Origin of the sequence: Sandaracinus amylolyticus, from assembly GCF_000737325.1 — a bacterium.
GTDB classification, from domain to species: Bacteria; Myxococcota_A; Polyangia; order Polyangiales; family Sandaracinaceae; genus Sandaracinus; species Sandaracinus amylolyticus.
In genome coordinates, this window is the sequence record NZ_CP011125.1 from 4885927 (window position 1) to 4910454 (window position 24528).

A 24528-nucleotide genomic window follows, 5' to 3' on the forward strand; every position below is an offset into this window, starting at 1 on the left:
GGGTGCCTCTTCGACATCCGACGACCCACCCGTCAGGGCGGACGGGTGCCTCTTCGACATCCGATGACCCACCCGGTCAGGGCGGACGGGTGCCTCTTCGACATCCGACGACCCACCCGTCAGGGCGGACGGGTGCCTCTTCGACATCCGATGGCGCACCCGTCAGGGCGGACGGGTGCCTCTTCGACATGCGACGACCCACCCGTCAGGGCTGACGGGTGCATCATCGAGACAAGATGGCGCACCCGTCGGTCCCGGCGGGTGCCTCGCACGGCTCCGATGACGAGCCCGTCGGCTCGGACGGGTGCCTCAGCGCACGAAGATGCGCGGGTCGTCGGGGCGGGCGTCCACGTGGATGTGGTTCCGGTGTCCCTCGTTGTAGTTGGGCGTCAGCACCGACGAGAACAGCCGCGACTCCGCGAGCGCGCACGAGATCTCGAGAAGCGCGCGCGCACGTGGCTCCTCCGGCAGCGGCGCGTCGCAGGTGCGGTGCGCGGGCGTCTCGAGGAAGTGGTCGTACACGCTCAGCAGCGCGCCGCCCTCCTGCTCGAACGCGAAGAGGTCGAGCCCGAGGCCCATGCGGTGGAAGCTCTGCTGCGGCGAGCTGCGGTGCGCGCTCAGCACGTCGATCGCGCGCACCCCGTGGGCCCGCACGATCTCGGCGACGGCCGGCAGCCGCGACGCGAGCTCGCACGAGATCACGAGCGGCTCGTCCTCGGGGCGGATCATCCGGAAGTGCACGCCCCCGATCGGCCCGGTGATCACCACCGGCGACGGCATCGGCGTGCGCTGCGCCGGCACCGGGCGCGCCGGCACCCCCGCGGTCGGGAGCGCCGCGTAGCACTCGTCCTGCGCGCGCACCTGCCAGACCGCGCCGCGCTCCACGCGCCACTCGCCGCCCGGGATGATCGCGCGGTAGTTGAGGAACGTCGGGATCTGCGTCGCGATGCGGCGCGCGATGCGCCCCGCGGGGTCGCTCGCGGGCGCGAGGAAGCGCCGAGGGAGCGGCGGCGCCGCGGGCACCTGCGCGGGCGGCAGCACCGGCGCGGGATCCTGCGCGAGCACCGCGCTCGGGATCACGAAGTCCGCCGGCGCGCCGATCCGCGCGTTGAGCTCGAGCCTCCGCGCGCGCTCCTCGGGCGTCTCGTCGATCGGCGGCGCTGCGCTCTGCGCGCCGTCGATCTCGGCCTGCGCGTAGAGGATCTCGCCCTCGCCTCCGCCGAGCACGTCGTGGCGCGCGTCGATGCGCGCGCTCGCGCCGCTCTCCGGCAGCGCCCACTGATCGTCGAAGAAGCCCTGCGCGAGCTGTCCGTTGCGCCCGCTGATCAGGCGCTGCCGCGTGCGCGTGGTGCGTCCCTCGTAGACGACCCAGTCGGGCAGGAAGTCCGGCAGGTTGTGCCCGGCGGCGACCGCCTCGACCGTCGGCGCCGCCTGTACGATGACGTAGCGGCTCGGCGCGAGCGGGTTCGGGTACACGAAGCGCGTGCCCACGCCCTGCGCGCGATAGGTGCGCGAGCCGACCTGCACGCCCTCGCTCGTGACGCGGATCGGCAAGCGATCCTGCATGCGCTCGATCAGCGCGTTCGAGCCCGGCGTGCCGTAGAGCACGAGGTGCGAGCGCGCCATCATCGCGTCGGTCACGTCGGTGTCCGCGACCACGCGCTGCTGGTGCTGCCAGAGCCAGAGCGGCCATCCGCGCGCGCCGCGCTGCGCGGCCTCGCGCAGCGCCTCGGTGCGCTCGGGATCGCGCGTGCCGTACACGTGGATCATCCCGTCGCGATACGGATCGGTCAGCGGCCCCGAGAGCCCCGGCACCTTCTCGAGCCGCCCCTCCTCGCGCGGGAGGAACCCGAGGCGCCACGCGCCGTCGACGCGCGACAGATGGATCACGTGACCGAGCGGACCGCGCGCGCCGCGATACACCTCCGCGCCGTCGGCGCTGATGCGCAGCACGTCGCCCTCGCCCACCGGTGCGTCGCGCAGATCGAGCGCGACCTCGCGCGCGTGCTCGGTCTCGATCGTGATCGCGCCCTCCTCGGCGTGGGCGCGCACCTTCGCGAGCCGCGGGTACCCCTCGATGCGCGTGATCGTGACCCAGTGCTGGCGGTTGGCGCGGTAGTCGGCGCTCACCACGCGCACGTCGGCGGGGCGCGACTGCTGGGTGAACTGGGCCCAGTCGGGGTACGCGCGGCCGTGGCGGTGCACGAGGTAGAGCAGGTCGTGCCCGAAGTCGTACCAGCGCACGCGAGGCTCGAGCCCGAGCCCGCGCATGTGCTCCTCCATCTCGGTCACGTAGCGCGGGCGCATCGGGCCGGGATCGCGCGAGCCGTGGAAGAAGCGGAACTCGGTGTTCAGCGAGTTCTCGACGAGGTGCATGCCGCTGACCTGGTGGAGCAGGCGCATCTCGTCGCTCGTCGGCGAGCCGCCCGCGTACTGCACCCAGCTCGGCGCGCCCGCGATCGCCATGACCATCGAGAAGCGCCACGCGTGGCGCATGCCGATCGCGTACGCGCCGAGCCCGCCGTTGCTGAGCCCACCGAGCACGACGCGGCTCGCATCGACCGAGTAGTGGCGCTGCACGTCGTCGACGACGTCGAGCACGTCCTGCTCGCCCATCCATCGCCACAGCACCTGACCGAACCCGTCGGGCGCGACGACGATCCACTCGGGGGACCAGCGCGGCTCGTACTCGTCCCACAGGTGCTGCGAGTACGTGAGCCAGTCCATGTTGTTCCCCATGACGACGCCGAGGAACAGGTTCCCGTTGCTCGATCCGCCGTGCATCATGATCAGCAGCGGATAGCGGCGGCTCGGGTCGTAGTTCGGCGGCAGGTAGATCGCGTATCCCTGGCGCGTCTCCGAGACCGGCGAGACGTAACCGCGGTTCGTGATGCGATTCGCTTCGCCCACGTAGGGGTCGCGGCCCTCGCGCACCGCCGCGAGATAACGCGCGGCCGTGGCGCGCCAGCGCGCGGACTGCGGCCCTTCGCCGCGCTCGATCCGCTCCGCGACGTCGAGCAGGTACTCGATGCTCGTGAGCGTGCCCTCGGGGACGGCGGCGGGGCGCGACGTGCGCAGCCGTGCGACCTCCTCTCGCATGGAGGCGACGGTGGGCGGCGCGTCCTGCGCAGCGACCTCGGACGCAGGAACGACGAGCAGCGCAACGACCGCGAGCAACGCGAACCACAACGAGCTTCGGATCATGGCGGGCGCATGCGTAGCAGAACGGAACGGCGAGCCCCCGGAATGTGGCGTGCGCGCGACGATCACGCTCGCGACGGTCGACGTCGCGCGCGGTTTGTGACACCGTCGGCCGCGCGATCCGCAGCATCGGAAAGCGACGGCGACCCGGCACAGTAGCTGCTCATCATCCGCGTCGAGGCGGGGAGACCGGAGACGGTGGCGACGGGCGCTCCCAGGGGACCGGGGCACCTCGTCTCGTTTTGACTATGGCCAGGAAAACGGGGCTGATTCGGCCAACGGGCGGGGGGAACACGGCGGGGCTCGCGCGGCTCGCCGACACCGTCTGCATCATCGCGGGCTACGTCGCTGCGGTCTGGTTCTACGACCAGGCGGACTGGCGGACCGACGACACCGTCGCGACGCTGCTCGCGGTGCTCGCGTACCTCCTCGTCGCGGAGACCACGGGTCTCTACCAGACCTGGCGCGGCGTACCGATCCCGAAGGAGCTGATGCGGGTGTGGGGCACGTGGGTGCCCGTCATCCCGATGCTCCTCGGCGTCGCCTTCTTGCTCAAGCTGAGCGAGGAGTTCTCGCGCGTCGCGACGATCACGTGGTTCGTGCTCTCGCCGCTCGCGATGTGCAGCGTGCGCATCGTCGCGCGGCTGACGCTGCGGAGGCTGCGCGAGCAGGGCCGGAACACGCGGCAGGTCGCGATCGTCGGCGTCACCGAGATCGGCGAGATGCTCGCGCGGCGCATCTCGACGTCGCCGTGGCTCGGCATGAACATCCTCGGGTTCTTCGACGACCGCACGCCGGACCGTCTGCCCGAGCTGCCGACCGGTCGCGCGCAGCTCGTCGGCACCTTCGAGGACGTGGTCGAGCGCAGCAAGCGCGGCGAGATCGACGCGGTGTACATCGCGCTCCCGCTGCGCGCCGAGCCGCGCGTGCAGGACCTGCTGCGTCGTCTCGCGGACTCGACGGCGAGCGTGTACCTGGTGCCCGACTTCTTCGTGTTCGACCTGCTCCACGGTCGCTGGAGCAGCCTCGGGGACCTGCCGGTGATCAGCATCTTCGAGACGCCGTTCTACGGCGTCGACGGAGTGCTCAAGCGGCTCGAGGACGTCGTGCTCGGCACGATGGCGCTGCTGGTCGCGTCGCCGGTGATGATCGTCGTGTCGGTGATCATCAAGCTCACGAGCAAGGGCCCGATCTTCTTCAAGCAGCGCCGCTACGGCCTCAACGGCGAGGTCATCGAGGTGCTGAAGTTCCGCTCGATGCGCGTCGCGGAGGACGGGCCCGTCGTGAAGCAGGCGACGAAGGACGACCCGCGCATCACGCCGATCGGGAAGTTCATCCGGCGCACGTCGATCGACGAGCTGCCGCAGCTCTTCCACGTGGTCGGCGGCTCGATGAGCCTCGTCGGTCCGCGCCCCCACGCGGTCGCGCACAACGAGGAGTATCGCAAGCGGATCCAGGGCTACATGCTGCGCCACAAGGTGAAGCCGGGGCTCACCGGCTGGGCGCAGGTGAACGGCTGGCGCGGCGAGACGGACACGCTGGAGAAGATGGAGAAGCGGATCGAGCACGACCTCGAGTACATCCGCCGGTGGGGCCTCTTCTTCGACCTGTGGATCATCTTCCTGACCGTGTTCGGTCGGAAGGTCCGCCAGAACGCGTACTGAGAGCCGGCGCGGACGTCGCGACGAGACCTCGAGAGGCTCCGGCCGCTCGGGGTCTTCGTCGTCTCAGCGGTCCGCGCGGACGATCTTCTCGGTCGGCAGCTCGCTCAGACAGGCCTCGAGCGCCTGCTTCACCAGCGCGTCGTCGCGGCCGTCGAACGTGAGCTTCACGGTGTACTCGGGGTCGCCGATGCGCGGGTAGCTGCCGATCGCGACGCCCGGGAACGCGCGCTCGACGCGCTCGAGCAGCGCCGCGATCTCGCCCTCGTCGCAGCGCGTGTAGATGGCACGCGACACGAAGGGCACGTCGCGCCCGAGGCGATCGCGCACGAGCTCGAACTTGAGCCGGAAGATCTCGGGCACGCCGGGCATCACGAACACGTTGTCGACGCGCAGCACCGGCCACGTGATGCGATCGTTCGCGACGAGCTCGGCGCCCTCGGGCAGCTCGGCCATGCGCAGGTGTCCGTCGGTGGTGCGCGCGCCGAAGTGCTCGCGGATCATCCGCTCGAGCACCGGATCGCGCACGAGGGGCCGGCAGAACGCCTGCGCGATCGCGGGGATCGTGAGGTCGTCGTGGGTGGGGCCGACGCCGCCGCTCGTGAACACGAGGTCGTGGCGCGCGCGCAGCAGGTTGAGGTCCTCGGCGATGACGTCGGCCTCGTCGCTGCACATCACGACGCGACGGAGCGAGATGCCGAGCGCGAAGAGCTCCTTCGCGAGGAACGCGACGTTCGCCTCCTGGATCTTGCCGGTGAGGAGCTCGTTTCCGATCACCAGCGCCGCCGCGGTCCGGGTCATCGCGAGGCATCATAGGTGCGGCCCTCCGCTCCGTCGACGCGTGGAGATCGCGCCACCATTCGAAGGCCGACGACGAAATCGCGACGCGAAGGTAGAGTGCGCGCATGCGCCGCCGAACGTGCTGGCTCGCGCCGATCCTCGCGACGTCGATCGTCGCGCTCGCGTGCACGCGCGCCGAGCCCGCGGAGCGCGCGAGCGAGCGTCCGGCCGCGGCCCCTGCCGCGCCCGCGCCGCCGACCCCGAGCGAGCCCGAGGCGCCTCCGCCCGAGCCGCGCGACGTGCGCTTCACGACCTCCGACGGCGTGACGATCACCGGCACGCTGCGCGCCGCGGCCGCGCCCGACGCGCCCCTCGTGATCCTCGTGCACCAGCTCGGCTCGGATCGCAGCGAGTGGGCCCCGCTGCTCGAGCGGCTCGAGCGCACGCCGCGCATCGCGACGCTCGCGATCGATCTGCGCGGCCACGGCGCGAGCACCGAGGGCGACGGTGGGGCGACGCTCTCGTGGCGCGACTTCGACGACGCGACGTGGGCGCGCACCGCGGACGACGTGATCGCGGCGATCGAGTTCGTGCGCGGCGACGCGTCGGGCGTGCGCCCCGCGCGCGTCGGGCTCGTGGGATCGAGCATCGGATCGACCGCGGTGATCGCGGCGAGCGCGCGCAGCGAGGGCATCGGGCCGGTGGTCGCGATCTCGCCCGGTCGCGCGTACCGAGGGTTCGACGCGATCACACCGGCGCTCGCGCTCGCGGGGCACGACTTCCTTGCGGTCGTCGCCCGCGAGGAGCCGGACTCGGTGGAGACCGCGAGCGCGATGGGTCGCATCACGTCGACCGAGCCCATGATCGTCGAGAGCGGCGCGCACGGCGTCGCGCTGCTGCGGAATCACGTCGAGGTGCTCGATCGGGTCGAGGCGGTGCTGCGGCGCGCGCTCGGCGCGGAGCGCGAGGGATGAGCACGAACGAGCGCGTGCGAGAGCTCGGGACGTGGCTGCGCGAGAGCAAGCGCACCGTCGCGCTCACGGGCGCGGGGGTCTCGACGGACTCGGGGATCCCCGACTTCCGCAGCCCGCGCAGCGGGCTCTGGGCGAAGCACGACCCGATGCAGGTCGCTTCGATCTCGGGGTTCCGCTCGGATCCGGCGGCGTTCTACGGGTTCTGGTCGGAGCGCTTCGGCGCGCTCGGTCAGGCCGAGCCCAACGTCGCGCACCGCGTGCTCGCGAAGCTCGAGGCGCGCGGGCTCGTGCACGCGATCGTCACGCAGAACATCGACGGTCTGCACCAGCGCGCGGGCTCGCGGCGCGTGCTCGAGGTGCACGGCACCTGGCGCACGGCGCGCTGCACGACGTGCGGCGCGCGCTTCGACACGCTGCGGCTCTTCGACGACGTGCCGCCGGGCGCGAGCGCGCGGGAGCGCGTGCCGACGTGTGATCGCTGCGGCGGGCTCGTGAAGCCCGACGTGGTGCTCTTCGGCGAGGCGCTCGCGGACGACTTCGCGGAGGCGGAGCGCGCCGTGGATCGCTGCGATCTGCTGGTCGTGCTCGGGACGTCGCTCGAGGTGTGGCCGGTCGCGGGGCTCGCGCCGCGCGCACGGGCAGCAGGCGCGCGCGTCGTCGTGATCAACCGCGAGGCGACGGTCGCGGATCAGGAGGCGGATCTCGTGATCCACGCCGAGCTGCGCGAGGCGATGCAGCGCCTCGCGCGCGAGCTCGACGTCACTCGCTGAGCTCGCGCGCCCGCGCGCGGCTCGCGGCATGGAGCGCGATGCCCGCGGCGACCGATGCGTTGAGCGACGCGACGGGACCTTCCATGTCGATCCGCGCGACGACGGTGCACTGCTTGCGCACCAGCGGCCGCATGCCCTTGCCCTCGGAGCCGATCACCAGCACGCGACCGCGCTCCGCGGCGGGCAGCTCGTCGATCGCGACGTCGCCGTCCATCGCGAGACCGACGATCTGCATCTCGTGATCCTCGGCGAGCGACGCGAGGGTGCGCGCGAGGTTCGTCACCCGCGCGATGCGCGCGTGCTCGGTCGCGCCCGCGCTCGCGCGCACGACGACCGGCGTGACCGGCGCGGCGCGGTCCTTCAGCGTCAGGACGCCGTCGGCGCCGAACGCGACGGCGCTGCGCACGATCGCGCCGAAGTTGTGGGGATCCGTGATCTCGTCGAGCGCGACGAAGAGCGGGCGCTCGCGCGCCGCGACCAGCGCTTCCTCGAGCGACGCGTACGGGTACTCGCCGGTGATCGCGACGATCCCCTGGTGCCGTCCGTCGGGCGCGAGGGCCTCGAGCTCGGCGCGCGGGCGCGGCTCGACCTTCACGTTCTTCGCGCGCAGCTCGGTCTCGAGCTCGCGACTCGGCTTCGCGCCCTCTTCGACGTAGATGACGTGGATCGCGCCCGCGCGCGCCCGCAGCGCCTCGATCACCGCGCGCGGCCCTGCGACGACGCGCTTCATCGGATCGCCGCCTCGATCTCGCTCGCGATCGCGCGCGCGGCGGACTCGGGATCGCGCGCGTTGCGGATCGGTCGACCGACGACGAGCAGATCCGCGCCCGCCGCGATCGCATCCGTCGGCGTCGCGACGCGACGCTGATCACCGGCATCCGCGCCGGCGGGACGCACCCCCGGCACGACGATCACGCCGCCCTCCCCGACCACACCGCGCAGCGTCGCGACCTCGTGCGGCGAGCACACGAGGCCGAGCACGCCCGCGTCACGCGCGACCCCGGCCAGGCGCGTCGCGGCGTCGGCCGGCTCACCGCGCATGCCGATCGCGTCGAGCTCGCCGCGATCGAGGCTCGTCAGCACCGTCACCGCGAGCAACGTCGTCCCGCTGTTTGCCGCCGCGCCCGCGACCGCGCGCAGCGCCGCGGGGCCCGCTGCCGCGTGGACGGTCAGGTACCGCACGCCGAGGCGCACCGCGCTCGCGGTCGCGCCCGCCATCGTCGCGGGGATGTCGTGCAGCTTGAGATCGAGGAAGCACGCAGCGCCCGCGTCGTGGACCGCGCGCACCGCGTCGGGCCCGATCGCGGTGAACAGCTCGAGCCCGACCTTGAAGACCCCGACGTGATCGCGCAGCCGCGCGATCCACTGGCGCGCCTCCGCGAGATCTTCGACGTCGAGCGGGAACACCAGGCGCTCGCGACCCGATCGCATCATGGCGCGCTGCATACCACGGACTCCGCGCCCCGAAAGCGCGAAGGGCCGCGCGATCACTCGCGCAGCCCCTCGTCTCACCCGATCTCGCGAAGGCTCAGAGCCCCTCGAGGCCCGCCAACGGATCGTCGTCGTCCCCGCCGCGGCGACCGCCGCCCGACGAGCCCGTGCTGCCGCTGCTGCGGCTGCCCGACGACGCGCCGCTCGACGCCGCCGCGCGGCGCGGCGAGGTGGTGCGGACGCGACGCGCCTCGGCGCGCACCTGCTCCGCGGCCTGCGTGTCGCCCGACGCCTCGAGCTGCGCCGCGCGCGACTCCATCTCGGCCACGCGACGCTGCGCTTCTTCCGCCGCGCGACGCGCCTCGTCGGCCTGCGCCTGCAGCTGCTGCGCCTCGGCGGCGCGACGCTCGGCCTCGCGCTGCGCGGCCTCCTGCGCGATCCGGTTCGCCTCGAGCTGCGGCGAGACCACGCCGAACCACACCCCCGCGGCGATGCCGACCACGAGCAGACCGACCGCCGCGAACACGCCCGGGTGGACGCCCTTGCGGCGCGTCGCCTCGATGCGCTTGACCTCCTGCTCGTGCGCGAGGAGGCGCTCCTGCTCCGCGAGGCGCGCCTTCTGCTCGGCCTCGAGGCGGATGCGCAGCTCGGCCTCTTCCTTCGCGCGGACCTTGCGCTCTTCCTCTTCGCGCGCAGCGCGCTCCGCAGCGACGCGCGCCTCTTCCTCGGCGCGCTGCTTCGCCGCGATCTCCTCGCGCTTCTTGCGCTCCTCGGCCTCCCGGGCGAGCCGCGCGTCCTCTTCCGCCTTGCGCTTCGTCGCCTCTTCGTCGCTGATGCGCTGCTCCTCCAGGTTCATCAGCTCCCGAAGGTTGAAGAGGACCGAGGACTCCTTCTGCTCCGCCATCGGGTTCTCCCGCTCTCGCGCTTTCTCGGCGCCGCTCGCGGCGGGCCGCACATCCACTGGGTCAGGGTCGTCGGCGTCGGCTCGCGCCGACCATCTCGTCGCGCATGCCTGTTCGACGATATCGCCGGCGAATCTAGCAGGGCCGAATTGTGAGTGTCAACGCCGTCGGCCGCTCGGTTTCCTAGTGATTTCCGCTTCGTCGGCGCGTTTGCGCACGTCCGGCCACACACGCGCCGAGCACGCGTGCGAAGGCGGGTCGCGCGGTCATGGACACGACCCTTCGGCGCGACCTTGGGTGCCTCGCTTGGATCGATCCGACGCGCGGCGTAGGCTCGTCGCATGCGCCCAGCCCGTGTGTGGTGGAGCCTCGTCGCGACGATGCTGTTCGCCGTCGGCTGCAGCGGCGCGCCGAGCAACCTCGCGGAGGGCGCGGCGTGCGTGAGATCGACGCAGTGCTCGGCGGGGCTCGCGTGCAACATGGGCGTGTGCACGAGTGACCTGAGCGGGTTCGGCATGGGCACCGTGCCGAGCGCCGATGCGAGCGTCGGCGTGGACGCGGCGATGGAGATCGACGCGGGCGAGCAGATCGACGCGGGCACGCCGGTCGAGATGGACGCGGGGCCGCCGGGCATGGACTCGGGGCCGCCCGACGAGCCCGACGCGGGACCGCCCGACGAGCCCGACGCGGGACCGCCCGACGAGCCCGACGCCGGGCCGCCCGACGAGCCCGACGCGGGACCGCCTGAAGAGATCGACGCAGGCGGCGCGTAGCGCGCCGGCGATGCGCCTCGCGCGATTCGGGATCGTCGGAGACGTGCACGGCGAGCACCTCGCGCTCGCGCGAGCGCTCGACTCGCTCCGCGCGTGGGGCGCCGAGCGCATCCTCGTCGTGGGCGACGTGCTCGACGGTCCGGGCGACGTCGAGCGATGCCTCGACCAGCTCCGCGCGCCCGACGTCGACGTCGTCGCGGGTAACCACGAGCGCTGGTTCCTCGAGCGCACCATGCGCAAGCTCCCGCACGCGACGAGCGAGCTCTCCCCGAGCGCGCTCGCATTCGTACGCACCCTCCCCCGCACCCTGCGATACGAAACGCCCGCCGGTCCGCTGCTCCTCTGCCACGGGCTCGGCGACGACGACATGGCGGGCGTTCGCCCGTGGGACGAGGGCTACGCCCTCGCGAGCAACACCGCGCTGCAGCAGCTGCTCGACGGACGCGAGATCCGCTGGGTCGCGCGCGGGCACACGCATCAGCGCATGATCCGGCACTTCGGCGCGGCGCTCACGATCCTGAACGCCGGCACGCTCGCGCGGGACGAACAGCCGGGACTGCTGCGCGTCGATCTGCACGCTCGCGTCGCCGAGCGGCTCGACGTGATCGGCGAGCGCGTCGTCCTCGTGGACGCCGAGTCGATCTGAAGCGCGCTACTCGCGCCAGAAGAACTTCCACGGGTTGTGCTTCAGGTCGCGGATGAGCTCCTGGAGATCGTCGTAGACCTCCTCGTCCATCAGCAGCGCGCCGACCGTGCCCTCCCCGCCGCGTACGTGCGCGACGATGCGCTCCGCATCCGCAGCAGTGCGCTCGGCCGTCGCGGCGACGCGCGCTGCTGCGCGGATCGTCTCGCGCAGATCCTCGCGCTCTTCGGGGCCGATCGCGTCGAGCGTCTCGCGCGCGCTGCTCGCGACCTCGCGCACGTCGGTCACGAGCGGCCCGGTCTCGCGATCGAGCGTCGCGGTCAGACGGTCGAGGCGCGCGAGCATGCGCTGCGGGCGTGGTCCCTCGACGTACTCGCGCCGCGCGCCGCGCAGCAGCTCCACGCCCTCGCCCGCGACCGTGTCGACGTTCTCGAGGATGTGCGCGACGCGATCGCGGTTCTGCTCGAGCAGCTCGCGCACGGCGTGGATGAGCGCGACGATGTCGTCGAGCAGCGAGCCGAGCTCCTCGCGGTTGGTGCGCAGCCCGTCGACCACCGCCTCGAGCAGCTCGTACCCGAGCGCGAGCGCGAGATCGAGGCGCGGTGGATCGACTCCGTCGAGGATCGCGCCCTCCGCGATCGCCGGGCGCTCCGCGGTGCCGGGATCGATCGCGATGAACTGCTCGCCGAGCACGCCCTGCGAGGTCACGTAGAGCAGCGCGTCGTCGTGGATCGTCTCGCGTACGTCGCGATCGATCTCGAGCCGGAGGCGCACCAGCGGACGGCGTCCGGTCTCGGGGTCGAGCCGGCGGCCCATGTAGCGCACCTCTTCCACGCTCCCGACGCGCACGCCGCCGACGCGCACCGGCGCGCCCGCCTGAACCGCGCCTGGATTGTCGAAGTCCGCGTAGATCGTGAAGCCGTCGCGGAAGTCGATCCCGCCGAGCAGGAACACGAAGCCGCCGAGCAACGCCAGCGCGACGAGCACCAGCAGGCCGACCCGCGCTTCGAGCGAGAGCTTCATGTCTCGTACGGCCCCTCGGAACGGCCTTCGATGAACTGGCGCACCACGGGATCCTCGGTGCGCCGGAGCTCTTCGGGCGTCCCCACCACGCGAACGCGACCCTTGTACAGCATCGCGATTCGGTCGGCGATCGTGAAGATGGACGTGAGATCGTGCGAGACGACGATCGCGGTCACGCCGAGCCGATCGCAGAGCTCGCGGATCATCTGATCGACGCGCCGCGCCGACACCGGATCGAGCGACGTCGTGGGCTCGTCGAAGAGCACGTAGCGTGGCTCGAGCGTCAACGCGCGCGCGATCGCGACGCGCTTGCGCATGCCGTCGCCGAGCTCCGCCGGATAGCGATCGCCGAACGCCTCCATGTGGACCTGCTCGAGCCTTCGTCGCGCCTCGACGCGCGCGTCCCTCAGCGAGAGCCCGCGGTGCATGCGCAGCGGGAGCGCGACGTTCTCCTCGCACGTCATGGAGTCGAAGAGCGTCGAGCTCTGGAAGACCATCGCGCAGCGCTTCCGCACCGGATGGAAGTCGGCCTCGGACAGGCGCGAGACTTCCTGCCCGTCGAGCCAGATCTCCCCGGAATCCGGGCGCAGAAGGCCGATGAGGTGCTTGATCAGCACGCTCTTGCCGACGCCCGATCCGCCGATGACGAAGAAGCACTCTCCGTCGTTCACGTCGATCGACACGTCGTCGAGCACGACCTTCGGACCGAACGCCTTGCGTAGGTGCTTGAACTGGATCGGCACGTCAGCCCGGGAAGAGCAGGAAGCCCACGCTGCTGATCACGAAGTTCAGCACGATGACCGCGAGCGAGCTCTGCACGACCGCGTTCGTCGTCGCCCAGCCCACGCCCTCCGAGCCGCCGAACGTCGTGAGCCCACAGCGCGCGCTGACGATCGGGATCGCCGCGCCGTACGCGAGCATCTTCGTCAGCCCGACGATCACGTCGCCGGCATCGACCATCGAGAAGTTCGCGAACGTCGCGTAGTTGACCTCGAACACCACGTTCGCGGTGACCATCCCCGCGCCGAACGCGACGACCGCTGCCCAGATCAGCAGACAGAACGTCATCAGCACCGAGGCGAGGAAGCGCGGCACAACGAGGTACTCGATCGGATCGGCGGCGCACATGCGCATCGCGTCGACCTGCTCGGTGACGACCATCGATCCGATCTCCGCGGCGATGCCCGCGCCCACGCGCGTCGCGAGCATCATCGCGCCGATCGACGCAGCGAGATCGCGCACCAGCAGCTCGGCGAACGTCGCGCCCAGCATGCTGAGCTCGGGCACGAGCTTGAGCGCCTGCAGGCCCGCTTGGAACACCATGATGGTGCCGATGAAGCCCATCGTGACGCTCACGAAGAACACCGAGCGATTGCCCATCTGATAGGCCTGCTCGACGATCGTGCGGCGATCACGACGGCCGCGGATCGCGAGCACGATGATGCGAGCGAGCATCGCGAAGAGGTCGCGGAGCTCGCGCACGAGGTGCAGCACCGGGGCTCCGATCGTCTCGAGCGCGCTCATCAGCTGGAGAGCTCCGCCGGCGAGCCGATGTGGGACCAGCCGCTCATCCGAGCAGGTACGTGGAGAAGTAGTCGAGCACGAAGATGCCGCTCGCTGCCGCGACGACCGCCGCGTTCACGGCGCGTCCGACGCCCGGCGCGCCACCCTTCACGCTCAGCCCGAAGTGGCACGAGGTGAGCGCGATCATCACGCCGAACGCGACGCTCTTGATGAGCCCCGTCGCGAGATCCCACTCGTCGAGCAGCACGGTCAGGGAGCTGACGAACGAGCGCGGATCGACGTCGAGCAGCACCTTCGCTGCGCCGATCGCGCCGACGATCGCGACCGCGTCGCCGACGATCGTCAGCAAGAAGAGCATCACGATCATCGAGATCACGCGCGGCAGGATCAGGTACGAGACCGGATCGATCGCGAGCGCGCGCAGCGCGTCGATCTGATCGGTGACCACCATGGTCCCGAGCTCGGCGGTGTTGTTCGCGCCGACGCGCCCGCTGAACATCAGCGCGATCAGCAGCGGACCGACCTCGCGCAGCGTCGCGAAGCCCGCGCCCCAGCCGACGATCTCCTTCGCGTTGAAGCGCATCACGAGCGGCGCGGCCTGGATGACCATGATCGCGCCGACGAAGATCGCCGTGACCGTCACGATGCCGACCGAGCGCACGCCGGTCTTGTGCAGGTTCTTCACGAGCTCGTCGCGATCCACGCGCGGCGGCAGGAGGCGGCGCAGCAATCGCGCGGCGAGCACGATCATCCCGCCGAGCTCGCCCGAGACGTGCAGCAGCGAGCCGCCGATGCGCGACGGAACGCTCAGGTAGAAGGGTTCGTCCTCACCCGTGCTCACGCGGCGCGAGCATAACGCGGTCAGCCGAGCCGCAGCGTCTCCTCGATCGCGTCGAACGCGCGCTCGATCGCAGCCTCGCGCGCCGCGCGGCGGAACACGAGCTGACCCGCGATCATCAGCGCGACGACGGCGCCGAAGACGCCGATCGTCATCAGCGGGCGGTGGTGCCCGCGCAACAGCACGTCGCACACCGCGGCCACCACGAAGATCGGCATCGTGATCGGCACGAACCCCTGCGTCGCGCGCAGCACGATCTCGCGCCCCGTGCGCTCGAGATCGATCCGCACGAGCCACTGGTCGCGACGGTAGAAACCGTACGCGGTGCGGAGCGCGAACGAGCGCCCGTCGCCGCTCGACATCAGCACGGCGTCGTCGAGATCGACGCGCTCGGGGAACGTCGGGAGCGCGGCCTCGGTCTCGTTTCCGAACCGATAGCTCCGCGGCCCATCGTGCTCGCGCGGACGGTCCAGCGTGATCCGCCGCTCGGGCGTCAAGCGCAGGAACGCGAGCCGTGCGAGCCACTGCGGACGCGCGAAGAAGACGATCGTCTCGATCAAGAGCGGCGCCATCGCGGCGTAGAGCAGTGGGCTCATCGCGCGCAGGATGACACGTCGCGCACGGCGGGCGCCGGTCGCGTGAGCGCGCGCTCGACCGCGTCGTACGCACGCTCGATCGCGGTCGGCCGCGGCTCGGCGCGCTGCGCGATCCACGCGAGCGCCGACACCGCCGCCGCGAGCAGCGCGATCGCCGGCAGCGACGACGACGCGCGCAGCGTCACCTCGGCGATCGACACTGCGAGCACGAGCGGCGTCACGAGCGGAACGGGCAGCATCCGCGCGCGCAGGTGCACGCCGTCGTCCTCCCAGGCCAGATCGACGCGCACCGGCCACGCCCTTCGTCGTTCTCCCCAGCAGAACGATCGACCGCGACGCGTCGTCGACGTCGCGAGCACCGTGTCGGCGATCGCGACGCGCGCGGGGAGCCCTCGCGCCACGCGCACGGCCGCGCTCCGATATCCGGCGCGCACGTCGACGACGCGCACCTCGGGAGGCACGCGCACGATCCGCTCGGCCGTGAGCGGCAGGAACGCGAGGCGCGCGATCCACCTCCGCGGCAGCATCAGCGCGAGCATCTCGAGCGCGCAGAGCGCGAGCGCGATCCACGCCGCGTCCGGCAGCTCGCGCGTCGCGATCCACGCCTCCATCCGCTCAGTCTGCGACGCCGCGGCGCGAGGAACACTCGTCAGAGCGGGCCGTCGGTCAGACCGTGCACGAATTGCCGCACTTCCGGCACCTCGGACGCGAGCGCCTGCTCGCGCGTGCCCTCGAAGATCAGCTTGCCTCCGTGCAGCATGCCGACGCGATCCGCGATCGTGAGCAGGCCGCGCACGTCGCTCGAGATCACGACGTTGGTCGTGCGGTGCGTGCGCTGCTCCTCGCGGATGAGGTCGTAGATCTTCTGGCTCGTCACCGGATCGAGCCCCGCCGTCGGCTCGTCGTAGAGCAGCACGCGCGGCCGCGACACCGTCGCGCGCGCCACGCCGACGCGCTTCTTCTGACCGCCGCTGAGCCCGGCGGGCAGCCTCGGCTCGAAGCCCGGGAGCGACACCCGCGCGAGCCGCTCGGCGACGCGCTCCTGGATCTCTCGTTCTCCCAGAGAGAACAATCGGCGCAGCGGGAACGCGATGTTCTCGCCCACCGTCATGAAGTCGAAGAGCGCGTAGTTCTGGAAGAGCATGCCGACGTCGCGGCGCACCTCCATCAGCCCCGCCTCGTCGAGCTCGCCGAGCGTGCGACCGAGCAGCTCGACGCGTCCCTGCGAGGGCCGGATCAGCCCCGCGAGCGTCTTGAGCAGCACGCTCTTGCCCGCCGCCCCCGGCCCGATCAGCGCGTAGATGCAGCCCTCGGGGACCTCGAGCGAGACGCCGCGCAGCACCGGCTGGCGGAACGCGACGTGGACGTCCACGGCTCGGATCACGCGCGGAGTATGCCCGAGCAGGGGCCCTGTCGACCCCTCGTCCCTCGGTGCTAGAACCGCGGCCTACTCGAGCCCCCGAGGAGACGAGAGCCATGTCGGAGCCCACGCTCGCCCAGGTCGATCCCGAGATCGCGTCGCTCATCGCGAAGGAGGAGCGCCGTCAGCTCGACAGCATCCGCCTGATCGCGAGCGAGAACTACGCGTCGCGCGCGGTGCAGGAAGCGGCCGGCAGCGCGCTGAACAACAAGTACAGCGAGGGCTATCCGGGCAAGCGCTACTACCAGGGCCAGGAGTACGTCGACAAGGTCGAGACCCTCGCCATCGAGCGCATCAAGAAGCTCTTCGGCGTCGAGCACGTGAACGTGCAGCCCTACTCGGGCTCGCCCGCGAACCTCGCGGTCCACTACGCGTTCCTGCGCCCCGGCGACAAGACCGTCGGCCTCGGGCTGCCCGCGGGCGGTCACCTCACGCACGGCTGGAAGGTCTCGATCACCGGCGACTACTTCGAGGCGCACCAGTACGGCGTGCGCGAGAACGACCACCGGCTCGACATGGACCAGGTCGCGCGGCTCGCGCGCGAGCACAAGCCGAAGCTCATGTGGTGCGGCACCACGGCGTACCCGCGCCACGTCGACTACGCGAAGTTCGCGGAGATCGCGAACGAGGTGGGCGCGATCCTGGTCGCCGACATCGCGCACGTCTCCGGTCTGATCGCGGGCAAGGCGCACCCGAGCCCGGTGGGCCTCGCGCCGATCGTCACGAGCACCACGCACAAGACGCTGCGCGGTCCGCGCGGCGGCATGATCCTCTGCGACGCGAAGTACGCGAAGGAGATCGACAAGGCGGTGTTCCCGGGCCTCCAGGGTGGCCCGCACAACAGCGGCATCGCGGCGCTCGCGGTCGCGGCGCACGAGGCGCTGCAGCCGAGCTTCGAGACCTACGCGCGCAACGTGGTGACGAACGCGAAGGCAATGGCCGAGACGCTGATGTCGCGCGGCATCGATCTCGTCACCGGCGGCACCGACACGCACCTGATCCTCGCGGATCTCACGAGCAAGAACGTCGCGGGCAAGCCGGCGGCGATCGCGCTCGAGAAGGCGGGGATCGTCTGCAACTACAACTCGGTGCCCTTCGACAAGCGCAAGCCGTTCGATCCGAGCGGCATCCGCCTCGGCACGCCCGCGGTGACGAGCCGCGGCATGGGCCCCGACGAGATGAAGCGCATCGGCGGCTGGATCGCCGACGTGGTCGAGGCGCCGACCGACGAGAAGGTGATCGCGCGCGTGCGCGGCGAGCTGCTCGCGATGTGCCAGCAGTTCCCGGCGCCCGGCCTCGAGCGTCGCTGATCGATTTCGAGCGATACTCCGCGGCGCTTGGGGGGTGGGCACGACCGCGATCGGCGGCGCGTGCGAGCGCGATCAACAGTGCGTCGCGGGCGCGCTCTGCACGCACGTCGCCGCGCTCGGCCGTCGCGCGTGCGTCGCGCTCTGCACCGTCGGCGAGCCGTGCCCCGGCGGGACGACGTGCATCGAGGGCGCGCGCGTTCGCGATCTGATCGTCGGCACCTGCCCGCTGCCCTGATCGCGCGCCGAGAAGTTGACGCGGAGCGCGCGCTCGGCGCTCTCTCCTCGCATGCGCCCGCGCGAGAGCACGAGCGGCAACGCACGACCGCGAGCACGCGTCGTGGGCGGGCTCGCGTGTCTGCTCGTCGCGAGCGCGCTCGCCGGCCTCGCGCTCGCGCAGCACGAGCCCGTGCGCGCCGCCGTCCCCGACGCGACCGTTCGCATCGCAGGCGCGGAGATCACGGACGGCGCCGACGCCGGCACGATCGCGGCCGACGTCGCGCGCGCGTGGGGCGAGCAGCCGATCGCGCTGCGCATCGGCGAGGAGCGCGTCGAGGGGACGCGCGCATCGTTCGGCGGTCGCATCGACGCCGCCGCGCTCACCGCGCGCATCGAGCAGGCGCGCGACCCGGCGTCGCTGATGCGACGGCTGCACGCGCAGCTCTCGACCGCTGCGCCGCTCGAGCTGCCGGTCGACGTGCGCGTCGACGCGACGAGCACGCTCGCGATGCTCCTCGAGCGCAAGGATCACCTCGACGTGCGCCCGCGCGACGCGCGCATCGAGCCCCGCACCGGCGCGATCGTGCCCGAGCGCGAGGGCCTCACGCTCGACGTGCACGGCACGCTCGACGCGCTCGCGGACGCGATGCGCAGCGGCGCGCCGGAAGCGAGCGCGCGCATCCTCCGCGAGCGCCCGCGCCGCACCGCGCGCGACCTCGCGAACGTGCGGCTCGACGCGACGCTCGGCTCCTTCGAGACGCGCTACAGCACGTCGCCCGACGCCGCCGCGCGCACCCACAACCTCCGCGTCGCCGCGGCGCGCCTCGACGGCCTCGTGCTGATGCCCGGCGAGACCCTCGACTTCAACGACGTCGTCGGCGAGCGCAACGAGGCGAACGGCTTCCGCCCTGCCCCGCAGATCGCGGCCGGCGAGCTCGTCGACGGCATCGGAGGCGGCACCTGCCAGATCGCGGGCACGCTCCACGCCGCCGCGTTCTTCGCGGGCCTGCCGATCGTCGAGCGCTCGCCCCACAGCCGGCCGAGCACGTACATCTGGATGGGCCTCGACGCCGTCGTCGTGTACGCGCGGCTCAACCTCCGCTTCACGAACGATCTCCCGTTCCCGATCGCGCTCGCGATGAGCGTCGAGGGCGGCGTGGTGCGCGCGGAGATCCGCGGCGCGTCGTCGGGCCGTCTCGTCTCGTTCGCGCGACGCATCGACTCGATCGCGCCGTTCCGCGAGCGCACCGAAGAAGACGCGTCGCTGCCCGCCGGCGTCCGCGTGCTCGATCAGCGCGGCGTGCCCGGCTTCACCGTCGTGCGCGACCGCGTGATCCGCGACGTCGAGCGCAACCAGGCGCGCCGCCAGCGCATCGAGGACGTGTACCCGCCGACCGATCAGATCTGGCGCGTCGGCACCGGCCCCGCGGCGCCCGCGGGCTACGTCGCGGAGGCCGGCGACGATCACCCGGAGTACACGACCGACGAGTACCTCGTCGCGACGCAAGGCGCGGGCGTCGAGGGCACGGAGATCACCCGCCGCGGCGGCGTCAGCACGCAGGCGGGCTGGACCCAGAGCTACGTCGCGCCGCGTTGATTCGTGGTACCAACGACGCGTGATCTCCGGTCGTCGCATCGTGCTCGGCGTCGGCGGTGGCATCGCCGCGTACAAGGCCGTGGTGCTCGCGCGCGAGCTGCTCCGTCGTGGCGCGCAGCTGCGCGTCGTCATGACCGACTCGGCGACGCGCTTCGTCGGTCCGGTCACGTTCACCGGGATCACGGGCGCGCCGCCCGTGATCGATCTCTGGGACGCGAAGTACGCCGGCGAGATCCACGTCGAGCTCGCGGCGTGGGGCGAGGCGATCGTCGTCGCGCCCGCGACCGCGAACCTGCTCGCGCGCATGGCCTCGGGCATCGCCGACGACGCGCTCTCGGCGACGCTCCTCTGCAGCGACAAGCGCGTGCTGGTCGCGCCCGCGATGCACCACCGCATGTGGTCGCACGCCGCGACGCGCCGCAACGTCGCGCGACTGCGCGAGGACGGCGTGCTCTTCGCCGGCCCGGTGTCGGGCCCGCTCGCGAGCGGTGAAGAGGGCATGGGCCGCATGGCCGAGCCCGACGCGATCGCCGATGCGCTCGAGGTGCTGTTCCGCGAGACGCGCGACCTCTCGGGCCACACCGTCCTGATCTCCGCGGGCCCCACGCTCGAGCCGGTCGATCCCGTGCGCTTCCTCGGCAACCGGTCGAGCGGACGGATGGGCTACGCGATCGCCGAGCGCGCGCGACAGCGCGGCGCGCGCGTGATCCTCGTGAGCGGCCCGGTCGCGCTCGCCGCGCCGCAGGGCGTCGAGCGCGTCTCGGTGCGCACCGCGATCGAGATGCAGGAGGCGATCACGTCGCGCCTGCCCGACTGCGACGCGGTGATCATGGCGGCCGCCGTCGCCGACTTCCGCCCGCGCGAGGCCGCGGTGCACAAGCTGAAGAAGCTCGAGGGCGAAGAGACGCGCGTCATCGAGCTCGTCCGCAACCCCGACATCCTCGCGGACCTCGGCGCGTCGAGGCGCGGCGCGCGCCCGGTGCTCGTCGGCTTCGCGGTGGAGACCGAGAACCTCGTCGCGGCCGCGCGCACGAAGCTCGAGACCAAGAAGGTCGACCTCGTCGTCGCCAACCACGCGAGCGTCGCGTTCGAAGGCGACGACAACGAGGCGACGCTCGTCACGCGCGACGACGAAGAGAGCACCGGCCGCGTCAGCAAGCACGCGCTCGCCGATCGCATCCTCGATCGCGTCCACGCCCTGCTCGAGCGCTGATCGGAGCGCATCCGCGCGCCCCGACCGCGCATCGCGGGAGCGCCCGGTCGCGTCCCGGCACCTCCGGATCGTCTTCTGGCCGCCGGGACGCGATCCGGAGATCGCCGGACGCCGTGTCCGGCTGCCGGAACGCCATCCGGAGATCTCGGAACGACGCCCGGGGCGGCCCGAGCGCGCTCCCGCGATCTCCGGACGCCGTTTCGCGAGGCCGGAACGCGATCCGGAGCTCGAAGAACGGCGCTCCGGCACGTCGAACCGCGGTCCGGAGACCACCGGACGTCACTCGGCGCGCCCAGAACGCGATCCGGAGCGCGCCGCGAGCACTTCCCGGCACGTCCGAGCTCCTCCGAGCCGAGCGCGGCCGTCCGCCGCGCGAGCTCAGAGCGCGTCGACGGGGCCGGCGCCCTCGCGCACCACGACGATGTCGCGCCCGGTGAGGTCGAGCACCGTCGACGGCGTGAGCCCCCCGAACCCGCCGTCGAGGATCAGATCGATCCCCGGGAACGTCTCGTCGATCTCCGCGGGATCGATCAGCGGCTGACCTTCGATCGCCGCGGTGGTGCTCACGATCGGATTGCCGAGCGCGCGCACGAGCGCGAGCGCGACCTCGTCGTGCGGCACGCGGATGCCGACCGTCTTGCGCTTCATCTGGAGGATGCGCGGCACCTCGCGCGTCGCCTCGAGGATGAAGCAGTACGGGCCGGGCGTGAGCCGCCGCATCAGGCGATACGTGCGGTCGTCGACGATCGCGTACTTCGCGAGGTCTCCGAGATCGGGGCAGATGAACGCGAGCGGCTGATCGGGCTTCATCCGCTTCATGCGGTAGATGCGCTCGACCGCCTTCTTGCTCGTGATGCTGCACCCGAGCCCGTACACCGTGTCGGTCGGGTACGCGAGCACGCCGTCGTCGCGCAGGATCGAGACGGCGCGCTCGATCTTGCGCGGCTCGGGGTGCTGCCGGTTGATCTCGAGGCGCGGCATCAGCGCGCGTGCACGAGCTTGCGGGTCTCGCCGTCCTCGAAGAGCACGACGATGAACCCTTCGGGCGTGAGCTCGTGGACGCGACCGAAGCCGAACTTCGCGTGCACGAACCAGTCACCCGGCTGATAGCGCGTCGCGCGATCCCACGGCTTCGCCGTCGCGCGCGCATGCGCGAGCTCGTTCTCGTCGAGGCGCGGCTTCTTCGGCGTCGCCGCCGCGCGCGGCTTGCTGCTGCCACCGCCGCTCGCGGCACGACGCTCGGGCTTCGGCGGCGCGCTCGCCGCGGGGCGCGGCTCGGGAGGCGGGGCCTTCACGAGCTGCGAGACCATGCGGCGCGCCGAGGTCACGACCGAGAGGCGCGGATCGCAGATCAGCACTTCCTCGATGCCGGTCGACTTCCCGCTCGCGAAACGCTGCTCGTACCACTGGCTGCACGCACGCGCGATGATCGCGAGGCGCTCGGCGTCCTCGAGCGCGCCCGGTCCGGCGCCGAGCGCGGGGAACGCGACGCGGATGACGTGACGCTCCGCCACGAAGTCGAGCACCGCGCGCACCGCGTTCTCGATCGTCGCGCGATCCGGCGCCTGCGCCTGACGTCCCGCGTCCTCGGGCGGACGCGTCGCGATCCACACGAGGAAGTCGCAGTGCAGACGACCCGGATGCAGGCGCATCAGACCGCCGATCGGAAGCTCTTCGTCCGGCACCTTGTCGAGCTCGCGCTCGAGGTTCGACTGCAGGTCGTTGCCGTACTGCGAGAGCAGCTCGCGATCCGCGCCGGGCCCGGGCCAGAGCCGCGTGTCCGTCGCACCGTCGTGTGCGACGACGCCGACGCGGCGCGAGGTCGGGAGCTCGTAGGCGGACGCCTGGATCATCAGGATGTCCATGGGAGCGGGCCGGAGTTAGCACACGGGAGGGCGACGTCGACACATCGATGACGAGACGTGACGAGCACTCGCGTTTGGGGCACAGTCAGCGCCCGATTCATCATGCCGAGCGATCAGGCCTTCATCGTCGTCACCGCGATTCTCGATCAAACCGCGCGTCCTGCCGCGATCACGCTGAGCCACGGTGATGCGCTCGAGCGCGCCGCGAAGGCGACTGCGGCTCGAGGCATCGCAGGGCTCGACATCGTCGAGCTCCCGATTCCTCCGAAGGCGTTCTCCGCGCTGCGCGAGAGCACCGGTCGCTCGCAGGACACCGTCGCGGTCTACGACGTCTTCCCGCTGACGCCGCACCTCGACGGGGCCACGCGCCGCATCGCGGGTCAGTTCCTCGCGGCCGAGATCCTGTGGGCGCTCGAGGAGCAGGGGCTGCTCAAGGGCGTGCCGCTGAACCTGAAGCTCGACGTGCCGCCCGGCTGGGACAAGTCGCCGAAGGCCGTGCACGAGAAGCTCGTCGAGGCGGGCGCGCTCGATCTCGGCGAAAAGGCGATCGAGGACTTCAAGGCCGTGAAGGCCGCGTGGGACGCGGCCTGATCAGTTCAAGGTGAGCGGCAGCTCGAGCGCGAACGTCGCGATCTCCGCGTCGAACCCGCCGCCGTCGTCGCGCACCATCTGATAGGTGCCGCGCATCGCGCCGCGCGACGTCGCGAGCATGCAGCCGCTCGTGTACTGGAACGACTGTCCGGGCGCGAGGTGCGGCTGCTCGCCGACGACGCCCGGGCCCTTCACCTCTTCGATCTTCCCGCGCGCGTCGGTGATGATCCAGTGGCGGCTGAGGAGCTTCGCCGCGCTGCCGCCCTCGTTCGTGATCCGCACCGTGTAGGCCCACACGTAGCGATGCGCGAGCGGCGTCGACTGCTCGGCGAGATAGCGGCTCGTCACGGTGATGCGGATGCCGTCGGTGATCGCGGTCGAGGTCGTCGTCGGCTGCACGAAGGCTCCTGCGGAAGCGAGGCCGCGCGATCCTAGCGCGAACGTGCGCGCCGCAACGAATTGGCGTGCGTGACCCAGCGCGAGCCGGCGATGGCGAAGCGCTTCTTCGCGGCGCGATCGCGCGCGTTCGCGTAGTCGACGCCGACGCGAGGACCGACGAGCACGTCGCGATCGACGATCGGTGTCCCCTCGTGCGCCTCGAGCGCGCCCTCGTCGAAGAGCGACGCGCCGGAGAAGCTGCGATCGAGCGCGAGCGCCGCGCCCACCTTGCCCGGTCCGGCGAGCAGCGCCGGTGCGTCGCGATCCATCCGCCGGCGCGCGCGCACGATCTCGCCGCCCGAGACGAGCTCGCACGATCGGATCAGCACGGCTTGTCCGCGCCCTTCCTCGCCGGTCACGAGGTTGAGCATCTGGTGCAGCCCGTAGCAGACGTAGACGTACGCGTGCCCGGGCGGCCCCCACATCGGCGCGTTGCGCGCGGTGCGCCCGGCGCGGCAGTGGCTCGCGGTGTCCTCGGGCCCGCCGTACGCCTCGGTCTCGGTGATGCGCAACACGACCTCGTCGGGCGTGCCGCGATCGCGCACGAGATGACGTCCGAGGAGATCGCGCGCGACGATCTCGACCTCGCGCGCGAAGAACGCCTGCGTCAGTCGCGCGCTCACCGGCTCACCCGCGCACGGGGGCGATTCCCGCGCTCGCGACGGGAGTTTCGCGGCGGCCGTGCGCGACCCCGGAAACACGAACGCCCGGCGTCGTTTCCGACGTCGGGCGTTCCATTCTCTCGTCGAGACTCGCTCGACA

26 protein-coding genes are annotated in these 24528 nt (G+C 71.8%); 10 read left to right on the forward strand and 16 right to left on the reverse strand.

Annotation, left to right across the window (positions count from 1 at the left end; genetic code table 11):
- Nucleotides 1–309: 309 nt before the first annotated feature.
- Nucleotides 310–3204 carry an extensin family protein gene (locus DB32_RS20705; RefSeq protein ID WP_157069235.1) on the reverse strand — a complete coding sequence of 965 codons (2895 nt, stop codon included), beginning with the start codon at nt 3202–3204 and terminating at the stop codon, nt 310–312.
- 245 nt (nt 3205–3449) lie between these two features.
- Here DB32_RS20705 and DB32_RS20715 point away from each other — a divergent pair, with 245 nt between their 5' ends.
- Nucleotides 3450–4865, forward strand: coding sequence for an undecaprenyl-phosphate glucose phosphotransferase (locus tag DB32_RS20715; protein WP_053234384.1), 1416 nt, complete (start codon nt 3450–3452; stop codon nt 4863–4865).
- A gap of 63 nt (nt 4866–4928) precedes the next feature.
- On the opposite strand, the gene DB32_RS20720 is transcribed toward DB32_RS20715, so the two are convergent.
- Nucleotides 4929–5663 carry a competence/damage-inducible protein A gene (locus tag DB32_RS20720; protein ID WP_053234385.1) on the reverse strand — a complete coding sequence of 245 codons (735 nt, stop codon included), beginning with the start codon at nt 5661–5663 and terminating at the stop codon, nt 4929–4931.
- Nucleotides 5664–5767: 104 nt separating this feature from the next.
- On the opposite strand from DB32_RS20720, the gene DB32_RS20725 reads away from it, so the two are divergent.
- Both DB32_RS20725 and DB32_RS20730 read left to right on the forward strand, forming a co-directional pair.
- Nucleotides 5768–6616 carry an alpha/beta hydrolase gene (locus DB32_RS20725; protein ID WP_053234386.1) on the forward strand — a complete coding sequence of 283 codons (849 nt, stop codon included), beginning with the start codon at nt 5768–5770 and terminating at the stop codon, nt 6614–6616.
- The gene (locus DB32_RS20730) at nt 6613–7386 is read left to right on the forward strand and encodes an SIR2 family NAD-dependent protein deacylase (protein ID WP_053234387.1); all 774 of its coding nucleotides are present in this window, start codon (nt 6613–6615) and stop codon (nt 7384–7386) included. The genes DB32_RS20725 and DB32_RS20730 overlap by 4 nt, the downstream gene beginning before the upstream one ends.
- On the opposite strand, the gene rlmB is transcribed toward DB32_RS20730, so the two are convergent.
- The 3 genes from rlmB to DB32_RS20745 form a co-directional block, all read right to left on the reverse strand.
- Complete coding sequence (gene rlmB / locus DB32_RS20735; RefSeq protein WP_053234388.1) at nt 7376–8116, reverse strand: 23S rRNA (guanosine(2251)-2'-O)-methyltransferase RlmB; 741 nt, start codon at nt 8114–8116, stop codon at nt 7376–7378. The two genes, DB32_RS20730 and rlmB, sit on opposite strands and share 11 nt — an antisense overlap.
- A complete protein-coding gene (pyrF, locus tag DB32_RS20740) occupies nt 8113–8820 on the reverse strand; it encodes an orotidine-5'-phosphate decarboxylase (protein ID WP_240481230.1) in 708 nt (235 codons plus the stop codon). The genes rlmB and pyrF overlap by 4 nt, the downstream gene beginning before the upstream one ends.
- 94 nt (nt 8821–8914) lie before the next feature.
- Nucleotides 8915–9721, reverse strand: a complete 807-nt coding sequence (locus DB32_RS20745) for a hypothetical protein (RefSeq protein WP_157069236.1) — start codon at nt 9719–9721, stop codon at nt 8915–8917.
- A gap of 339 nt (nt 9722–10060) precedes the next feature.
- Here DB32_RS20745 and DB32_RS48380 point away from each other — a divergent pair, with 339 nt between their 5' ends.
- Together DB32_RS48380 and DB32_RS20755 are read left to right on the forward strand one after the other, a co-directional pair.
- A complete protein-coding gene (locus DB32_RS48380) occupies nt 10061–10492 on the forward strand; it encodes a prolipoprotein diacylglyceryl transferase (protein WP_169791502.1) in 432 nt (143 codons plus the stop codon).
- Nucleotides 10493–10502: 10 nt separating this feature from the next.
- Nucleotides 10503–11138, forward strand: coding sequence for a metallophosphoesterase family protein (locus tag DB32_RS20755; RefSeq protein ID WP_053234391.1), 636 nt, complete (start codon nt 10503–10505; stop codon nt 11136–11138).
- Nucleotides 11139–11144: 6 nt separating this feature from the next.
- Here the strand turns inward: DB32_RS20755 and DB32_RS20760 are convergent, their stop codons facing one another.
- The 7 genes from DB32_RS20760 to DB32_RS20790 are packed head-to-tail and all read right to left on the reverse strand — an operon-like array spanning nt 11145 to nt 16500.
- Nucleotides 11145–12158 (reverse strand): MlaD family protein, encoded by a 1014-nt coding sequence (locus tag DB32_RS20760; RefSeq protein WP_053234392.1) that lies wholly within the window; start codon nt 12156–12158, stop codon nt 11145–11147.
- Nucleotides 12155–12901, reverse strand: coding sequence for an ABC transporter ATP-binding protein (locus DB32_RS20765; protein WP_240481231.1), 747 nt, complete (start codon nt 12899–12901; stop codon nt 12155–12157). Before DB32_RS20765 ends, DB32_RS20760 begins: the two co-directional genes overlap by 4 nt.
- Nucleotide 12902: 1 nt before the next feature.
- Nucleotides 12903–13682: an MlaE family ABC transporter permease gene (locus DB32_RS20770; RefSeq protein WP_053234393.1), complete on the reverse strand. Its 780-nt coding sequence runs from the start codon at nt 13680–13682 to the stop codon at nt 12903–12905.
- A gap of 43 nt (nt 13683–13725) precedes the next feature.
- Entirely contained in the window at nt 13726–14523 is a 798-nt protein-coding gene (locus tag DB32_RS20775) for an MlaE family ABC transporter permease (RefSeq protein WP_240481232.1), read from the reverse strand.
- A gap of 20 nt (nt 14524–14543) precedes the next feature.
- Entirely contained in the window at nt 14544–15116 is a 573-nt protein-coding gene (locus DB32_RS20780; protein ID WP_053234394.1) for a hypothetical protein, read from the reverse strand.
- Nucleotides 15113–15727, reverse strand: coding sequence for a hypothetical protein (locus tag DB32_RS20785; RefSeq protein ID WP_053234395.1), 615 nt, complete (start codon nt 15725–15727; stop codon nt 15113–15115). The genes DB32_RS20780 and DB32_RS20785 overlap by 4 nt, the downstream gene beginning before the upstream one ends.
- 38 nt (nt 15728–15765) lie before the next feature.
- Nucleotides 15766–16500: an ABC transporter ATP-binding protein gene (locus tag DB32_RS20790; protein ID WP_053234396.1), complete on the reverse strand. Its 735-nt coding sequence runs from the start codon at nt 16498–16500 to the stop codon at nt 15766–15768.
- A gap of 92 nt (nt 16501–16592) precedes the next feature.
- Here DB32_RS20790 and DB32_RS20795 point away from each other — a divergent pair, with 92 nt between their 5' ends.
- From DB32_RS20795 to coaBC, 4 genes are read left to right on the forward strand one after another with little or no spacing between them, the layout of a single operon-like run.
- Entirely contained in the window at nt 16593–17846 is a 1254-nt protein-coding gene (locus DB32_RS20795) for a serine hydroxymethyltransferase (protein WP_053234397.1), read from the forward strand.
- A 34-nt stretch (nt 17847–17880) separates the two neighbouring features.
- Nucleotides 17881–18081 carry a hypothetical protein gene (locus tag DB32_RS20800; protein ID WP_053234398.1) on the forward strand — a complete coding sequence of 67 codons (201 nt, stop codon included), beginning with the start codon at nt 17881–17883 and terminating at the stop codon, nt 18079–18081.
- A 51-nt stretch (nt 18082–18132) separates the two neighbouring features.
- The gene (locus DB32_RS20805; protein ID WP_157069238.1) at nt 18133–19659 is read left to right on the forward strand and encodes a VanW family protein; all 1527 of its coding nucleotides are present in this window, start codon (nt 18133–18135) and stop codon (nt 19657–19659) included.
- Between the two features lie 19 nt (nt 19660–19678).
- Complete coding sequence (gene coaBC / locus DB32_RS20810) at nt 19679–20872, forward strand: bifunctional phosphopantothenoylcysteine decarboxylase/phosphopantothenate--cysteine ligase CoaBC (protein ID WP_053234400.1); 1194 nt, start codon at nt 19679–19681, stop codon at nt 20870–20872.
- 378 nt (nt 20873–21250) lie between these two features.
- On the opposite strand, the gene DB32_RS20815 is transcribed toward coaBC, so the two are convergent.
- Together DB32_RS20815 and DB32_RS20820 are read right to left on the reverse strand one after the other, a co-directional pair.
- Nucleotides 21251–21853, reverse strand: coding sequence for an L-threonylcarbamoyladenylate synthase (locus DB32_RS20815; protein WP_053234401.1), 603 nt, complete (start codon nt 21851–21853; stop codon nt 21251–21253).
- Entirely contained in the window at nt 21853–22737 is an 885-nt protein-coding gene (locus DB32_RS20820; RefSeq protein WP_053234402.1) for a macro domain-containing protein, read from the reverse strand. Before DB32_RS20820 ends, DB32_RS20815 begins: the two co-directional genes overlap by 1 nt.
- 102 nt (nt 22738–22839) lie before the next feature.
- Here DB32_RS20820 and DB32_RS20825 point away from each other — a divergent pair, with 102 nt between their 5' ends.
- Complete coding sequence (locus tag DB32_RS20825) at nt 22840–23328, forward strand: hypothetical protein (protein WP_053234403.1); 489 nt, start codon at nt 22840–22842, stop codon at nt 23326–23328.
- Here DB32_RS20825 and apaG read toward each other — a convergent pair whose 3' ends face one another.
- Both apaG and DB32_RS20835 read right to left on the reverse strand, forming a co-directional pair.
- Complete coding sequence (gene apaG / locus DB32_RS20830) at nt 23329–23727, reverse strand: Co2+/Mg2+ efflux protein ApaG (RefSeq protein ID WP_053234404.1); 399 nt, start codon at nt 23725–23727, stop codon at nt 23329–23331.
- A gap of 32 nt (nt 23728–23759) precedes the next feature.
- On the reverse strand, nt 23760–24389 hold the full coding sequence (locus tag DB32_RS20835; RefSeq protein WP_053234405.1) for a DNA-3-methyladenine glycosylase: 630 nt from the start codon (nt 24387–24389) through the stop codon (nt 23760–23762).
- Nucleotides 24390–24528: the final 139 nt, after the last annotated feature.

Excerpts from the sequence above, each read along its gene's own strand:
- rlmB (WP_053234388.1), bottom strand. The coding sequence starts at position 8,116 with ATGAAGCGCGTCGTCGCAGGGCCGCGCGCGGTGATCGAGGCGCTGCGG.
- DB32_RS20755 (WP_053234391.1), top strand. The coding sequence starts at position 10,503 with ATGCGCCTCGCGCGATTCGGGATCGTCGGAGACGTGCACGGCGAGCAC.
- DB32_RS20795 (WP_053234397.1), top strand. The coding sequence starts at position 16,593 with ATGTCGGAGCCCACGCTCGCCCAGGTCGATCCCGAGATCGCGTCGCTC.
- DB32_RS20725 (WP_053234386.1), top strand. The coding sequence starts at position 5,768 with ATGCGCCGCCGAACGTGCTGGCTCGCGCCGATCCTCGCGACGTCGATC.
- DB32_RS20745 (WP_157069236.1), bottom strand. The coding sequence starts at position 9,721 with ATGGCGGAGCAGAAGGAGTCCTCGGTCCTCTTCAACCTTCGGGAGCTG.
- DB32_RS20820 (WP_053234402.1), bottom strand. The coding sequence starts at position 22,737 with ATGGACATCCTGATGATCCAGGCGTCCGCCTACGAGCTCCCGACCTCG.
- DB32_RS20825 (WP_053234403.1), top strand. The coding sequence starts at position 22,840 with ATGCCGAGCGATCAGGCCTTCATCGTCGTCACCGCGATTCTCGATCAA.
- DB32_RS48380 (WP_169791502.1), top strand. The coding sequence starts at position 10,061 with ATGCGCCCAGCCCGTGTGTGGTGGAGCCTCGTCGCGACGATGCTGTTC.
- DB32_RS20805 (WP_157069238.1), top strand. The coding sequence starts at position 18,133 with ATGCGCCCGCGCGAGAGCACGAGCGGCAACGCACGACCGCGAGCACGC.
- DB32_RS20785 (WP_053234395.1), bottom strand. The coding sequence starts at position 15,727 with ATGGAGGCGTGGATCGCGACGCGCGAGCTGCCGGACGCGGCGTGGATC.
- DB32_RS20720 (WP_053234385.1), bottom strand. The coding sequence starts at position 5,663 with ATGACCCGGACCGCGGCGGCGCTGGTGATCGGAAACGAGCTCCTCACC.
- DB32_RS20780 (WP_053234394.1), bottom strand. The coding sequence starts at position 15,116 with ATGAGCCCACTGCTCTACGCCGCGATGGCGCCGCTCTTGATCGAGACG.
- DB32_RS20760 (WP_053234392.1), bottom strand. The coding sequence starts at position 12,158 with ATGAAGCTCTCGCTCGAAGCGCGGGTCGGCCTGCTGGTGCTCGTCGCG.
- DB32_RS20770 (WP_053234393.1), bottom strand. The coding sequence starts at position 13,682 with ATGAGCGCGCTCGAGACGATCGGAGCCCCGGTGCTGCACCTCGTGCGC.
- DB32_RS20730 (WP_053234387.1), top strand. The coding sequence starts at position 6,613 with ATGAGCACGAACGAGCGCGTGCGAGAGCTCGGGACGTGGCTGCGCGAG.
- pyrF (WP_240481230.1), bottom strand. The coding sequence starts at position 8,820 with ATGATGCGATCGGGTCGCGAGCGCCTGGTGTTCCCGCTCGACGTCGAA.
- DB32_RS20705 (WP_157069235.1), bottom strand. The coding sequence starts at position 3,204 with ATGATCCGAAGCTCGTTGTGGTTCGCGTTGCTCGCGGTCGTTGCGCTG.
- DB32_RS20815 (WP_053234401.1), bottom strand. The coding sequence starts at position 21,853 with ATGCCGCGCCTCGAGATCAACCGGCAGCACCCCGAGCCGCGCAAGATC.
- DB32_RS20715 (WP_053234384.1), top strand. The coding sequence starts at position 3,450 with ATGGCCAGGAAAACGGGGCTGATTCGGCCAACGGGCGGGGGGAACACG.